This is a genomic window from Paraburkholderia sp. MM5477-R1 (assembly GCF_050436385.1).
Taxonomy (GTDB): domain Bacteria; phylum Pseudomonadota; class Gammaproteobacteria; order Burkholderiales; family Burkholderiaceae; genus Paraburkholderia; species Paraburkholderia tuberum.
Window position 1 is genome coordinate 892,901 of sequence record NZ_JBNDMC010000003.1, and the last position, 13,277, is coordinate 906,177.

The following is a 13,277-nucleotide window of genomic DNA, read 5'->3' on the forward strand; positions in this document are numbered from 1 at the left end:
GTCCGGCACCATCTAACAACGTGCCAGCCACATACGTAGTTCGCCTGCGAACTGCGCGCGCCGATTCTGCGCGAGGTGTTGCCCGATCATGATCGTCTGCCCGCGCGAGACCAGCTTGATCTGATCGCGCGGCGTTGCGCCCGGCTCTATCCGCACCCAGCGCGGATTGAATTCGAATTGCGTAATCTGCTCGGCGCTGACCTGCTCGATCACGAGCCGGTTCGGAAACAACCGGATGCGCTCGTAATCGACAGCATGACGCGCATATATTGCAAACGCGATACCTACGGCCAGCAATTCGATTCCGGTGAACGGCAACACCAGCCAGGCGCCGACCAGAACCAGCATGAATGCAATTGCCAACGAAAACAACGCAAGCGACACGTACAGACAGACGAACTGCCGCGGCGATATCGAACAGTTGCGCTTCATGGTCCAGTCCCTGAGGACCGGTTCTGAATCCGCCAGCAGATGATCTGATGCGCCCATCGCTGCCTCCTGCGAATCGTCGAGTCCGGCCTGCCTTCTTTTACTTCCGGATGCATCTCGCGGCCGCCGTTCGAGTCACTGTTTCCAGCATCACTCGCGAGCGCGCCAACCCCTACCGCATCACTTCATTTTGCAGCCCCGCGCCTCGGGCTTGCCACCCCAAATGTGGGAACCTCGGGTGACAAACTGACGCATTATAGGCGTGATCCATAGCATCGACAAGCAAGCCCCAATCGGCCCACAAGCCAGGCGCGACAAGCCTTCGCGCCATTTTGCCCAGCATTTTGCGGCTCTTTTGAAGGGCAAATCCCAGGCATAACGGATGTCCTCTTTACCGCTTTTGCAACACGTCGACCGCACCGTCGGCAAGCAGTTGATGACAGCACCGCAATCTGCTATCCACGCTTGCCCGGACCTCGTCCGATGTCCTCGAGCCGCACGATGCCATGTCCTTCCGCCGTGGTGCGCGGCACGGCTTTCCATGCGTGGCCGTAGATCACCTCGAAGGTCAGCGCGATCGTGCCGTCGGCGCGCCGGCGCGCTTCGAGCGCGGCGAGCAGGGCTTTGTGCAACCGACGCGTGAGCACGCCGTCATGCGCATCGCGCTCGAACGGGTACGCGCCCCAGCGACGCACGTCCGCGAGCAGCGACTCGGGCGACTTATAGGTGATCGTCAGTGTCTCCTGGTCCATCACCGGAATCTCGAAGCCGGCCTCGACGAGCATGTCGCCGAGGTCGTGCATGTCGACGAAGTCGATCACATGCTTGCGAGACCCGACGCCGTGCGCGGCCTCGATCTCGGCGTAGGCACCGCGCAACTCCTTCAGCGTATCGGGGCCGAGCGTGCTGAACATTAGCAGGCCGTTGACCTTCAGCACGCGCTGCCATTCGGGAAAGACCAGATCGGGCCGCGAGTGCCAGTGCAGCGCGAGGTTGGACCAGATGAATTCGAATGCGCCGGACGTGAACGGCAGCGCGGAGAAATCGGTTTGCGCGAAGCGCGGGCCACGCGCGCCGAGCGCCTTGCCGAGCGAGGCGGGAAGAAAGCGCCGCCAACTGGTGTCGCCGGCATCGTGACGCAGCGCGCGGCGGAGCATGCCGTGCGACAGATCAGCGCCGAACACCGGCGCCTCGGGAAAGCGTTCGCGCAATGCGGGGAGGTCTTCGCCCGCGCCGCAACCGGCGTCGAGCACGCTCGAGGGCGCCACCTTGATGTAATCGAGACGCTCGCGCATGCGCTGCGCAATCTCTCGCGGCAGGAACGCAACCTCGTCGAAGGTGGCAGCGCGACGGTCGAAAATACGCCTGAGGCGCCGTGAATCGTAGGCCGGACGGCCAGATTGAGCGGATGTTGGGGACATGTGTGTCGTGCTGGCGTGAGCTCGAAGTATACTCGGTCGTTCCCCTCCATTCAGCGAGAACGGCTTTCACCGGCGCTCACTCGTGCGATTCCAGTCATTTTCTTCGTCGTGTCGAAATCAGGTGGCGCGTTTTGCGCGCGGTCTGCATTCGGCATGGCCGCGGGCCTTGAACGCCGCGCTGCCGAACCTGTGCGCGTTGTGCGGCAATTTGTCGCATAAGACGTTGTGCGACGGTTGCGACGCGGCCTACTGGAACGAGAGCCGGCTGCGCTGCACCGTTTGCGCGGTGCCGTTGCCGGCGTCACGCTGGGTCGCTCAGGCACGGTATCGCTGCGCGGATTGCGTGGCCGAGCCGCCGCCGTTCGACGCGAGCTTCGCGCTCGCCGACTATCGCGCGCCGCTCGATACGCTCGCGGTCGGCCTGAAGTTCCGCGCCCGGCTGATGCTCGCGCGAGACTTCGCGCAACGCCTCGCGCGGCTCGCTGAAGCCAATTGGCACGACGCGGCCGAGCGGCCCGACGTGATCGCGCCAGTGCCGCTCGCCGGTCGCCGTCTGGTCGAGCGCGGCTACAACCAGGCCTGGCAGATCGCGCGGCCGCTCGCCCGGGCGCTCGGCGTGCGCGGCGACCCCACGCTGCTCGAACGAACGCTCGACACCGCGCCGCAATCGCGCCTCGATCTCGATGCGCGCCGGCAGAACGTCGGCCGCGCGTTTCGCGTCGCGCGCCCAGTGCGCGGCCTGCACGTCGGCATCGTCGACGATGTCATGACGAGCGGCGCGACGCTCGAAGCGCTCGCCCATACGCTGAAGGCCGCCGGCGCGCGGCGGGTTACGAACTTCGTCGCGCTGCGCACTCCGAAAAACTAGCTTTTACGTGGTCTTCTTATGTTCAACGTCGTTCTCGTAGAACCCGAAATTCCGCCCAACACCGGCAACGTGATTCGCCTGTGCGCGAACACCGGCGCCCGGCTGCACCTGATCGAGCCGCTCGGCTTCCCTCTCGACGACACCAAGATGCGGCGCGCCGGCCTCGACTATCACGAGTACGCGGAAATGAACGTGCATGCCGATTGGGACGCGTTCATCGCGAAAGAAACGCCCGACGCGTCGCGCATGTTCGCATTTACGACGCGCGGCTCGGGGCGCTTTCACGACCACGCGTTTCAACCGGGCGACTGGTTCGTGTTCGGCGCCGAAACGCGCGGCCTGCCCGGCACGGTGCTCGAGCGCTTTGCGAACGAACAGCGCGTGCGTCTGCCGATGCGTCCCGGCAATCGCAGTCTGAATCTGTCGAATACGGTGGCGATCGTGGTGTTCGAAGCGTGGCGTCAGGCCGGCTTCGAAGGCGGCGCCTGACGGCGTTCGAGCTCGGCCTCGTAGCGTGCGAACATCGCGTCGTCGAAGCACGCGAACGTCACGTGCTTCATGTGTGGTGTGCGCGGCAACGTGTCGAGTACGGTCGCGACCGCGATGCTGACCGCATCGTCGGCGGGGAAACGGTAGATACCGCAGCTGATCGCTGGAAACGCGATGCTCGTGCACTGAGTTTCGCGCGCGACTTCGAGTGAGCGCTGATAGCACGATGCGAGCAGGTCGGCTTCGCCATGCGCGCCGCCACGCCACACTGGACCGACCGCGTGAATAACATGCTTCGCGGGCAGACGATAGCCGGCGGTGATTTTGGCGTCGCCGGTCGCGCAGCCGCCGAGCGTTTCGCATTCGCGCAGCAACTCCTTGCCGGCCGCGCGATGAATCGCGCCATCCACACCGCCGCCACCGAGCAGCGAAGTATTCGCGGCATTGACGATCGCATCGACGGCGAGCGTCGTGATATCGACCACGCGCGCTTCGAGCGTGCACGTGCCAAGACTGAGATTGAAGGTGGGCATGGGAACCTCGCTGACCCGAGTCTCGCTCACGAAGTGGACAACCCGAAGTGGATAACCAGGCGAGGCAGCCGTTCAACGCGAATTTCCGCTAAACGGCTGATAAAAAAGGCTTTATTCCGCCTTCGAATCGCGCCGCAGCAGCGCGCTAACCGCATCGCGCGGCGCCACGCCGTCGAACAGCACCGCGCAGACCGCCTGCGTGATCGGCATTTCGATTGCATGAGCACGTGCGATCGAGAGTACCGCCTGCGCGCAGCGCACGCCTTCGGCCACGTGACCGAGACCGCCGAGGATGTCGTCGAGCGTGCGGCCCGTGGCGAGTTGCAGGCCCACGGTGCGGTTGCGCGACAGATCGCCGGTAGCAGTCAGAATCAGATCACCGAGGCCGGTCAACCCGGTAAAGGTTTCCGCGCGCCCACCGAGCGTCACGCCAAGGCGCGACATTTCGGCGAGGCCGCGGGTGATCAGCGCCGCGCGTGCATTGAGGCCGAGGCCGAGGCCATCGGCGATGCCCGTGGCGATGGCGAGCACGTTTTTCACCGCGCCGCCCACTTCGACGCCGACGACGTCGTCGCCGGTATAGATGCGCATCGCGCCGTGATGGAACGCCGCGACCGTGCGTTCGCGGCACGCCGCCGACGGGCTCGCGATCGTCAACGCAACCGGCAGCCCCTGCCCGACTTCGCGCGCGAAGCTCGGTCCGGACAACACGCCGTTGCTCGCATGCTCGGGCAATTCCGCCGCGACCGCCTGATGCGGCAACAACTGCGAATCCGCTTCGAACCCCTTGCACAGCCACACGATATGCGCGGGCACCTTGCCCGCATCGCGCATCGCGCGCAACAGGCCGCGCAGGCCAGCCACGGGCGTCGCGACCACGCACAGCGCATCGTCGTCGAGCGCGTGATCGAGCGCCACTCCGAGATCCGCTTCAAAGCGAAGCGCGGGCGGCAACGCGACGCCCGCCAGATAGCGGGCGTTTTCATGCGAAGTGGAAAGCTCGGCGATGAGCGCGGACTCGCGCGCCCACAATACCGTGTCGTGCCTTAAGGCCAGATGGCCGGCGAGGGCGGTGCCCCAGGCGCCAGCGCCGAGAACGGCGACTTTCATAGCCGGCACTGCGCGCGGCGCCTTAATGCGTGACGCCTTTTTGCGCCGCGCCGTCCTGCTGGGCCGCGCTCATCTGGGCGAGACGCTGCTCGTACAGCGCCTGGAAGTTGATCTCGGCGAGGTGGATCGGCGGGAAGCCGGCGCGGGTGATCGCATCGGCGATGTTCGAGCGCAGGTACGGGAACAGGATGGTCGGGCAGGCAATGCCGACGAGCGGATCGATCTGCTCGGCAGGAATGTTGCGAATGTCAAAAATGCCGGCCTGTTTCGCTTCGATCAGGAACGCGACCTTGTCCGACACCTTGGCCGTGACCGTGCCCGTCACGAGAATTTCGAACACGGATTCGGCGAGGCGCTCGGCCTTCACGTCGACTTCGACTTCGACCGACGGCATTTCCTGCTCGAGGAAGATACCCGGCGAATTCGGCTGCTCGAGCGACATGTCCTTCAGATAGATGCGCTGGATGTTGAAGAACGGCTGGTTATTCTCGTCGGACATGATGGTGATTCCTGATAGGTGTGCGTGGCGGCGGCCGATGCACGCATGGGCCGCCAGATTATTGCGCCGGCTCGCCGGCTCCACGAGGAGCGCGTGCGCCGGCTTATCGAGTGGTCCGCCCGTTCGCGCGGCGCGAAACGCGCGAACTCAGGCTGCTTCGAGCAGCGGCGTCAGACCGCCCGCGCGATCGAGCGCGGAAAGGTCATCATAGCCGCCCACATGCGTCTCGCCGATGAACACCTGCGGCACCGTGCGACGACCGGTCCGGGTCATCATCTCCTCACGACGGCCCGGGTCCTTGTCGATCAGTACTTTCTCAACGTGCTCGACGCCGCGCGACTTTAAAAGACGTTCGGCCATCTGGCAATACGGGCACACCTGGGTGCTGTACATGATCACTTTGTTCACTTGGCTGCTCCTTGTTTCACAACCGGCATACCGGCTTTCTGCCAGGCGTCGACGCCGCCCTCGAGAACATGGACTTCCGCGTATCCCGCTTCCTGCACGATACGCGCGGCCTTGTTCGACTGCTGGCCGGTCTGGCACACCAGCAGCACCGGGTTGCTCTTGTTCTTCGCGAGTTGCGTGACTTTCGCCTGCAACTCTGCGAATTCGAAATGCCGTGCCAAGGGCAGGTGCCCCTTGGCGTAATCGGCGGACGGCCGCAGATCGATGACCGCCGCGTTGCGCCGGTTGATCAGTTGGGTGGCTTCAGCGGCCGACAGGCCGCCACGTCCACGCCGACTGATGGTCGGCCACAGCAGCAACCCACCAGAGATAAGGACGATTGCGATCAGGACAAGGTTTGTGTATTCGGTGAAAAACTTCACGGAAGATCCGCCGGAAAGAGAGAAATCGAAAAGGTCAACCCGAGCATTATAAAATAACCGTTCGACGCGATGGCGATGCGCCGCCCGAGGCGCCGCACAGAGCGAGACCGCTTCCTCACTACCGACCGGCAACTCTCATGTACAAACTCGTTCTCATCCGCCACGGCGAATCGACTTGGAACAAGGAAAACCGCTTCACCGGCTGGGTCGACGTCGACCTCACCGAGCAGGGCAACCTCGAGGCGCAGCAGGCGGGCGGGCTGCTCAAGGAATCGGGCTATACGTTCGACATCGCCTACACGTCGGTGCTCAAGCGCGCGATCCGCACGCTGTGGCATGTGCAGGACCAGATGGATCTGATGTACCTGCCCGTCGTGCATTCGTGGCGCCTGAACGAACGCCACTACGGCGCGCTGTCGGGTCTGAACAAGGCCGAAACCGCCGCGAAGTTCGGCGACGAGCAGGTGCTGGTCTGGCGCCGCAGCTACGACACGCCGCCGCCCGCGCTCGAGCCCACCGACGAGCGCGCGCCGTACACCGATCCGCGCTACGCCAGGGTGCCGCGCGAGCAGCTGCCGCTGACCGAGTGCCTGAAAGACACGGTCGCGCGCGTGTTGCCGCTGTGGAACGAGTCGATTGCGCCGGCCATCAAGTCGGGGCGCAGCATCCTGATCGCCGCGCACGGCAACTCGATCCGCGCGCTGGTCAAGTATCTCGACAACATCTCGGACAGCGACATCGTCGGCCTCAACATCCCGAACGGCGTGCCGCTCGTCTATGAACTCGACGAGAACCTGAAGCCGATCAAGCACTACTATCTCGGCGACCAGGACGCGATCGCCAAGGCGCAAGCCGCGGTCGCGAGCCAGGGCAAGGCGGGCTGATCCGGCATTTCCGGGCGCGGCCCCACGCCACGAAAACGCGCGGGGCCGCACGCAGACAACCGGGCCGACAAGAAATTCTGTATTGCGCCCGGCGGGCAGATTCAGAGGCCCGCTGCAGGGTTCACCGTAGCGGCGAGCGCATCCGCTGGCCTTGCGCGGCAACGCTCAGTTCCGACCCGCCGAGTGCCATGTCGTACGGCTCGCCATCCGCGGCTCGGGTCGCAAGAACCAGGACCTTCCCGTACTGTCGAAGCACGATTGCCTGCACCGCGCCCTGAGCAGGCGGGTGTGCAGTTATACTTGTCCGTCCAATCTTTATCGACGCTGCCACGCGCTTCCGACCGCAACAGACTCTATGCGAAAGAACCTGAAAAATATCGGCCTGATTGCCGCGGGCCTTGCTACCGGTGTCTTTGCCACCCTGCAATACTCCGCCTCGGCCCAGCAACCCGCTAGCGCTGCGGTCGCCCCGCTGCCGCTAGACCAGCTCAGGCTTTTCGCCGAAGTGTTCGGGCAGATCAAGCACGAATACGTCGAACCGGTCGACGACAAGAAGCTGCTCACCGCCGCGATCAAGGGCATGGTGTCCAGCCTCGACCCGCACTCGTCGTACCTCGACAAGACCGACTACGAAGAGCTGCAGGAGCAGACCAAGGGCCGCTTCGCGGGCCTCGGCATCGAAATTTCGTCGGAAGACGGCCTGATCAAGGTAATTTCGCCAATCGAAGACACGCCCGCGTTCCGCGCCGGCATCCGTCCTGGCGACCTGATCACGCGCATCAACGACAAGCCCGTGCGCGGCATGACGCTCGACCAGGCGGTCAAGCAGATGCGCGGCGACCCGGGCACCAAGGTCACGCTGACCATCTTCCGCAAGACCGACGACCGCACGTTCCCGCTCACCGTCACGCGGGCGATCATCAAGGTGCAGTCGGTGAAGGGCAAGATCGTCGCGCCGGGCTTCGCGTACGTGCGCATCACGAGCTTCCAGGAACGCACCACGCCCGACCTCGCGGCCAAGCTGCAGGATCTCGCGCGCCAGGAGCCGAACCTGAAGGGCCTCATCCTCGACCTGCGCAACAACGGCGGCGGTCTGCTGCAAAGCGCGGTTGGCGTCGCGGGCGCGTTCCTGCCGCCGAATTCGGTGGTGGTGTCGACCAACGGTCAGATTCCGGATTCGAAGCAGATCTATCGCGACACCTACGATAACTACCGTCTGCAATCGTTCGACAGCGATCCGCTCAAGGACGTCCCGGCCATCTTCAAGACCGTGCCGATGATCGTGCTGACCAACGCGTACTCGGCGTCGGCGTCGGAAATCGTCGCGGGCGCACTGCAGGATCAGCACCGCGCGCTGATTCTCGGCAAGACCACGTTCGGCAAGGGTTCGGTGCAAACCGTGCGCCCCCTGACGGCCGACACCGCACTGCGCCTGACCACCGCGTATTACTACACGCCGAGCGGCCGTTCGATCCAGAACAAGGGCATCCGCCCCGACCTTCCGGTCGACCAATACGCGGACGGCGATCCGGACGACGCGCTCGTGACCCGCGAAGTCGACTACTCGAATCACCTCGCGAACACGCAGGACCCGAACGAGAAGAAGGAAGCGGAGCAGCGCGAGCAGGAGCGCATGGAGCAACTGCGTCAGCTCGAAGAGCAGAACGACAAGAAGACGCCGGAACAGCGCCAGAAGGAGCGCGAACGCAAGCCGGTCGAGTTCGGTTCGGCCGACGACTTCATGCTGCAACAGGCGGTCGACAAACTCGAAGGCAAGCCGGTTCAGGAATCGAAGTCGTTGATGGAACGCCGTCTCGCGCAGAACAAGCCGGGCACGTCGGCCTCCGCGCCGGTCGCGGTGAAGCCGACGCAACCGGTGCCGGGCGCATCGGGACCGGCGCCGGCTTCGGCACCGGCTCCCGCTGGCAAGTAAGCTGACCAACAGGCAGCGAACCCCGCGCGTGTCTTCGCAGCACGATAGTCTGCGAAGACACGCCGCAACAGTTTCAGCAAAAGCCGCCGCCTAACCGGTGGCGCATCACGGCAAGCCGCAACCGCCACCCTCCCCGCGCGATTAAAATAACAGCCACGAATGCGCGCCGCGGCCCCTCGGCCTGCCTCTCCTTGCGCGACACAGCGACATAGCGACACACCCCACGCGCCCCGCCATGAATGACGATCAACTCCTTCGCTACTCCCGCCACATCCTCGTCGATGAAATCGGCATCGAGGCGCAGCAGCGTTTTATCGACGCCCACGCGATCATCGTCGGCGCGGGCGGGCTCGGTTCGCCAGCCGCGCTGTATCTCGCGGCGGCGGGCGTCGGCCGTCTGACGCTCGTCGATGCCGATACCGTCGACCTGACTAATCTACAACGACAGATCCTGCACGTGAGCGCGTCGGTTGGACGTAGGAAGGTCGAGTCCGGGCGCGACACGCTCGCGCGGATCAATCCCGAGGTCGTCGTCAACGCGGTGGCCGAGCGCGTCGACGATGCGTGGCTCGACCGCGAGGTGCCGCACGCGAGTGTCGTGCTCGATTGCACCGACAACTTCGCGACGCGTCACGCGATCAACCGCGCGTGCGTCAAGCATCGCGTGCCGCTCGTGTCGGGCGCGGCGCTGCGCTTCGACGGCCAGATCAGCACTTTCGATTTCCGCGATGAAGCGTCGCCGTGCTACGCGTGCGTGTTTCCCGAAGACCAGCCGTTCGAAGAAGTCGCATGCTCGACGATGGGCGTGTTCGCGCCGACGGTCGGCATCATCGGTTCGATGCAGGCTGCCGAAGCGCTGAAGGTGATCGGCGCAATCGGCACGCCGCTCGTGGGCCGCCTGACGATGCTCGATTCGCTGCGGATGGAATGGAACACGATGCGCATCGGACGTCAGCCGGATTGTCCGGTGTGCGGCCACGCGCACGGGTCTTGAGGCGGTTCTGCACTGCCCGTTCGCGTGACGCCGAAATAGCAGAACGCCGCACATGTGCGGCGTTTTTTCGTTCAACGAGGCACGACGATGCGCGTCAGATTCAAACCAGCGCGACCCGCTTGAGCGCCGCTTGCACCTCCTCCGGCTCGAACGAAGCCAGCACGTCGGCAACGGGCTTTTCGAGCGTCTTCAGATGCGAGCGCAACACCTCCTGCTTGACCTCGAGGAGTTGGCTCGGATGCATCGAAAACTCGGTCAGACCCATGCCGAGCAGCAGACGCGTCAACGTCGGATCGCCCGCCATCTCACCGCACACCGACACGGGCACGCCCGCGCGCTTCGCCTCGCGCAGCGTGAACGCGATCAGATGCAGCACGGCCGGATGCAGCGGGTCGTACAGATGCGCGACCGCGTTGTCCGCGCGATCGATCGCGAGCGTGTACTGAATCAGATCGTTGGTGCCGATCGACAGGAAATCGAGCCGCTTCAGAAACAGCGGCAACGCGATCGCGGCGGCCGGGATCTCGATCATCGCGCCCACCTGCACGTTCGGATCGTAAGCGATACCCGCGTCGTCGAGTTGACGCTTCGCTTCGCGGATCAGATCGAGCGTCTGGTCGATTTCCTGCGCGTGCGCGAGCATCGGGATCAGGATCTTCACCCTGCCGAACGCCGACGCGCGCAGGATCGCGCGCAACTGCGTGAGGAACATCTGCGGCTCGGACAGGCTCCAGCGAATCGCGCGCAAACCGAGCGCCGGATTCGCGGCGGTCTCGTAGCCGTCGCCGCCCATCGAATCGAGCGGCTTGTCGGCGCCGACGTCGATCGTGCGGATCGTGACCGGCAAGCCGTTCATCAGTTCGACCGCGCGACGATACGCGCTGAACTGCGCCTCCTCTTCGGGCATCCGGTGCTTGTGATTCATGAACAGAAACTCGGTGCGGAACAGACCCACGCCGGTCGCGCCCGATTCGACCGCCGCGCGCGCGTCGTCCGGCAACTCGATGTTCGCGCACAGTTCGATGCGCGTGCCGCACAGCGTTTGCGTCGGCGAGAACTTGAGCCGTTGCAGCTTGCGCTGCTCGAGCTCCTTCTCGCTTTGCCGGTACGAGTATTCCTCGAGCACGATCGGCGCGGGATCGACGATCACGATGCCGTGGTCGCCATCGACGATGATCAGATCGTCCTGGCGGATCAGCGCGCTCGCATGCTGCACGCCGACCGCGGCCGGAATGCCGAGGCTGCGCGCGACGATCGCGGTGTGCGACGTGCGTCCGCCCAGATCGGTGACGAAGCCCTGGAACGTCTGCGTCTTGAACTGCATCATGTCGGCCGGCGCGATGTCGTGCGCGACCACGATCATCTCGTCGCAAGCGCCATGCACGTTGCCGACGATGCCCGGCGCGCCCGCGAGCGCCTTCAGCACGCGCTCGACGACCTGCTCGATATCGGCCTTGCGCTCGCGCAGGTATTCGTCTTCGATAGTGTCGAAATGGCGCGACAGTCTTTCGAGCTGCTCGGTCAGCGCCCATTCCACGTTGTAGCGGCGCGTGCGGATCAGGTCGATGGTTTCCTGAACGAGCATGACGTCGTTCAGGATCATCGTGTGAACGTCGATGAACGCGCCCATTTCGCTCGGGGCATCCGCGGCAAGATCGGCGCGCAATACGTTGAGTTCTTCATGCACGCGTTGCTGAGCCGCGCGAAAACGCCCGACCTCCCCTTCGATCTGGGGCGGTTCGATCAGATAGTGGTCTACGTCGAGTGCTGCCGGGGCGATCAGATAGGCCCGCCCGATGGCGATACCGCGTGACACGGGAATTCCATGCAGCGTGAATGACACGCGCACCTCCTCTAGTTGTGTAATGCCGCGGCAAACCGCTGCAATGCTCTCAGACTGTACTGGGCATTATAAATTCCGCGCCTTTTTGAAGTGTGTCGGCGGTGTGTGCAGCGCAGCACGGATTATCGCAATGAGGTGCCCTCGTACCCGGCGAAGCTTCGCTTTATACACGTCGCGCAAAACATATGGTTTAAACATTGAAAACGCATGTCGTCTTACGCACTCTTCCCGATGGCTTTCGCGCCGCTTCTAGATCCCTTTAATGTCGATTAACGGCGCGCCTCTTCTGATATTCAGATGCCGGCGGCGAAAAAAAACCGCGGACTGAGCCGCGGCATTTTCGGGTTTGTCGAACGCAAAGCGCGCGGCTTTATTGACCTTCGCCAAATTTATCGGCGATCAGTTTCAAGAGCGCGTCCATCGCGTCCTGTTCGTCGGTGCCTTCCGTTTCGATCAGCACGGTACTGCCGATGCCCGCGGCCAGCATCATCACGCCCATGATGCTCTTCGCGTTGATACGACGGCCATTGCGGCTCATCCAGATTTCCGCCTGGTAGTTGCCCGCGAGTTGCGTCAACTTGGCCGACGCGCGCGCGTGCAGCCCCAGCTTGTTCACAATTGTCGTTTCCTGTTGCAGCATGTGATGGTCCGAAGCGCGGGTGAATGAAATGATGAAAAGTGTTACTGCAAAGCGGCTTCAATGCGATCGGCACCGTTGTGAAACCGCTTGAATCCGTCGAAGCTTGCCTGCGAACCAGCCCGGCTTACAGGCCGGTCGCGTCCGTTTTTTGCGTCAGATCGGCGTCGGCCGGCAAAGCGGGAACACAGTCGGCGGCCGCCGCGTCAGGCGGCAGCGCCGGCAGGCACTCGGCAGCGCACGCTGGCGGCGTGACCGGTGTCGGCATCGCCGGTCCGATCGCGTGCACGCCCTTGGTCGCGCCGGCGAGCGCCTTGTCGACGAGCGTGTCGAGCGGCGTCGCGCGATAGCAGACCGCGCGCACCAGCATCGGCAGATTGACGCCGCACAGCACACGCACGTCCGGCACGGTGGCGAGCCGGCCCGCGATGTTGGCCGGCGTCGCGCCGAACATGTCGGTCAGCACGAGCGCGCCGTTCTCTTCCTTCAGCCGCACGACTTCCGAATTCGCGAACGCGACGACCTGCGCAGGATCGCAATCCGGCGACACGTCGATCACGCCGATACGCGCCGGCAAACCGCCATAGATGTGGGAAATGCAATCGCGCAACGCGGTGGCGAATGGAGCGTGCGCAATGATCAGAATGCCTGCCATGTCAGCCTTACTGCAAAAGAACGGCCCCAAACCGTGGACCGGGACTCGAGCCCGGTTCGCCATCGCCCCGGACCGGCCGTGGGTCGCGAGGGCGGGAATGCATCGTCGGGCGAGCGGGCATTGTAGCAGCCTCATTTTCGCGCCAATCCCGA

15 protein-coding genes are annotated in these 13,277 nt (G+C 64.1%); 5 read left to right on the forward strand and 10 right to left on the reverse strand.

Going from position 1 to position 13,277, the window contains the following annotated elements:
- Positions 1-12: 12 nt before the first annotated feature.
- Entirely contained in the window at positions 13-489 is a 477-nt protein-coding gene (locus tag OKW35_RS07405; RefSeq protein ID WP_184026596.1) for a DUF2244 domain-containing protein, read from the reverse strand.
- Between the two features lie 395 nt (positions 490-884).
- On the reverse strand, positions 885-1,850 hold the full coding sequence (locus OKW35_RS07410; protein ID WP_184062544.1) for a methyltransferase domain-containing protein: 966 nt from the start codon (positions 1,848-1,850) through the stop codon (positions 885-887).
- 121 nt (positions 1,851-1,971) lie between these two features.
- Between OKW35_RS07410 and OKW35_RS07415 the strand changes: the two genes are divergently transcribed.
- Positions 1,972-2,718: a phosphoribosyltransferase family protein gene (locus OKW35_RS07415; RefSeq protein ID WP_409340024.1), complete on the forward strand. Its 747-nt coding sequence runs from the start codon at positions 1,972-1,974 to the stop codon at positions 2,716-2,718.
- An 18-nt stretch (positions 2,719-2,736) separates the two neighbouring features.
- Positions 2,737-3,207 (forward strand): tRNA (uridine(34)/cytosine(34)/5-carboxymethylaminomethyluridine(34)-2'-O)-methyltransferase TrmL, encoded by a 471-nt coding sequence (gene trmL, locus OKW35_RS07420; RefSeq protein ID WP_090802877.1) that lies wholly within the window; start codon positions 2,737-2,739, stop codon positions 3,205-3,207.
- Here the strand turns inward: trmL and OKW35_RS07425 are convergent.
- The 5 genes from OKW35_RS07425 to OKW35_RS07445 all read right to left on the reverse strand — a co-directional run bounded on the left by OKW35_RS07425 (position 3,180) and on the right by OKW35_RS07445 (position 6,179).
- The gene (locus OKW35_RS07425) at positions 3,180-3,740 is read right to left on the reverse strand and encodes an O-acetyl-ADP-ribose deacetylase (RefSeq protein WP_429356545.1); all 561 of its coding nucleotides are present in this window, start codon (positions 3,738-3,740) and stop codon (positions 3,180-3,182) included. The genes trmL and OKW35_RS07425 overlap by 28 nt on opposite strands.
- Positions 3,741-3,851: 111 nt before the next feature.
- Positions 3,852-4,850, reverse strand: coding sequence for an NAD(P)H-dependent glycerol-3-phosphate dehydrogenase (locus OKW35_RS07430; protein ID WP_184062550.1), 999 nt, complete (start codon positions 4,848-4,850; stop codon positions 3,852-3,854).
- A 22-nt stretch (positions 4,851-4,872) separates the two neighbouring features.
- Positions 4,873-5,349, reverse strand: coding sequence for a protein-export chaperone SecB (gene secB, locus OKW35_RS07435; protein ID WP_018419299.1), 477 nt, complete (start codon positions 5,347-5,349; stop codon positions 4,873-4,875).
- 147 nt (positions 5,350-5,496) lie between these two features.
- A complete protein-coding gene (gene grxC, locus OKW35_RS07440; protein WP_090802871.1) occupies positions 5,497-5,757 on the reverse strand; it encodes a glutaredoxin 3 in 261 nt (86 codons plus the stop codon).
- Positions 5,754-6,179 carry a rhodanese-like domain-containing protein gene (locus OKW35_RS07445; protein WP_090802869.1) on the reverse strand — a complete coding sequence of 142 codons (426 nt, stop codon included), beginning with the start codon at positions 6,177-6,179 and terminating at the stop codon, positions 5,754-5,756. The genes grxC and OKW35_RS07445 overlap by 4 nt, the downstream gene beginning before the upstream one ends.
- Positions 6,180-6,316: 137 nt before the next feature.
- Here OKW35_RS07445 and gpmA point away from each other — a divergent pair, with 137 nt between their 5' ends.
- The 3 genes from gpmA to OKW35_RS07460 all read left to right on the forward strand — a co-directional run bounded on the left by gpmA (position 6,317) and on the right by OKW35_RS07460 (position 9,990).
- A complete protein-coding gene (gene gpmA / locus OKW35_RS07450) occupies positions 6,317-7,063 on the forward strand; it encodes a 2,3-diphosphoglycerate-dependent phosphoglycerate mutase (protein ID WP_429356543.1) in 747 nt (248 codons plus the stop codon).
- 355 nt (positions 7,064-7,418) lie between these two features.
- Positions 7,419-8,996 (forward strand): S41 family peptidase, encoded by a 1,578-nt coding sequence (locus OKW35_RS07455; RefSeq protein ID WP_184062556.1) that lies wholly within the window; start codon positions 7,419-7,421, stop codon positions 8,994-8,996.
- Between the two features lie 235 nt (positions 8,997-9,231).
- Entirely contained in the window at positions 9,232-9,990 is a 759-nt protein-coding gene (locus tag OKW35_RS07460) for a HesA/MoeB/ThiF family protein (protein WP_429551585.1), read from the forward strand.
- Positions 9,991-10,090: 100 nt separating this feature from the next.
- Here OKW35_RS07460 and ptsP read toward each other — a convergent pair whose 3' ends face one another.
- The 3 genes from ptsP to OKW35_RS07475 form a co-directional block, all read right to left on the reverse strand.
- Complete coding sequence (gene ptsP / locus OKW35_RS07465; protein ID WP_429551586.1) at positions 10,091-11,833, reverse strand: phosphoenolpyruvate--protein phosphotransferase; 1,743 nt, start codon at positions 11,831-11,833, stop codon at positions 10,091-10,093.
- Positions 11,834-12,203: 370 nt separating this feature from the next.
- Positions 12,204-12,473 carry an HPr family phosphocarrier protein gene (locus tag OKW35_RS07470; RefSeq protein ID WP_018419292.1) on the reverse strand — a complete coding sequence of 90 codons (270 nt, stop codon included), beginning with the start codon at positions 12,471-12,473 and terminating at the stop codon, positions 12,204-12,206.
- A 124-nt stretch (positions 12,474-12,597) separates the two neighbouring features.
- Positions 12,598-13,125 (reverse strand): PTS sugar transporter subunit IIA, encoded by a 528-nt coding sequence (locus OKW35_RS07475; RefSeq protein WP_429356540.1) that lies wholly within the window; start codon positions 13,123-13,125, stop codon positions 12,598-12,600.
- Positions 13,126-13,277 lie beyond the last annotated feature (152 nt).

Excerpts from the sequence above, each read along its gene's own strand:
- OKW35_RS07425 (WP_429356545.1), bottom strand. The coding sequence starts at position 3,740 with ATGCCCACCTTCAATCTCAGTCTTGGCACGTGCACGCTCGAAGCGCGC.
- gpmA (WP_429356543.1), top strand. The coding sequence starts at position 6,317 with ATGTACAAACTCGTTCTCATCCGCCACGGCGAATCGACTTGGAACAAG.
- OKW35_RS07460 (WP_429551585.1), top strand. The coding sequence starts at position 9,232 with ATGAATGACGATCAACTCCTTCGCTACTCCCGCCACATCCTCGTCGAT.
- OKW35_RS07405 (WP_184026596.1), bottom strand. The coding sequence starts at position 489 with ATGGGCGCATCAGATCATCTGCTGGCGGATTCAGAACCGGTCCTCAGG.
- OKW35_RS07455 (WP_184062556.1), top strand. The coding sequence starts at position 7,419 with ATGCGAAAGAACCTGAAAAATATCGGCCTGATTGCCGCGGGCCTTGCT.
- secB (WP_018419299.1), bottom strand. The coding sequence starts at position 5,349 with ATGTCCGACGAGAATAACCAGCCGTTCTTCAACATCCAGCGCATCTAT.
- trmL (WP_090802877.1), top strand. The coding sequence starts at position 2,737 with ATGTTCAACGTCGTTCTCGTAGAACCCGAAATTCCGCCCAACACCGGC.
- OKW35_RS07430 (WP_184062550.1), bottom strand. The coding sequence starts at position 4,850 with ATGAAAGTCGCCGTTCTCGGCGCTGGCGCCTGGGGCACCGCCCTCGCC.
- OKW35_RS07470 (WP_018419292.1), bottom strand. The coding sequence starts at position 12,473 with ATGCTGCAACAGGAAACGACAATTGTGAACAAGCTGGGGCTGCACGCG.
- OKW35_RS07410 (WP_184062544.1), bottom strand. The coding sequence starts at position 1,850 with ATGTCCCCAACATCCGCTCAATCTGGCCGTCCGGCCTACGATTCACGG.
- OKW35_RS07475 (WP_429356540.1), bottom strand. The coding sequence starts at position 13,125 with ATGGCAGGCATTCTGATCATTGCGCACGCTCCATTCGCCACCGCGTTG.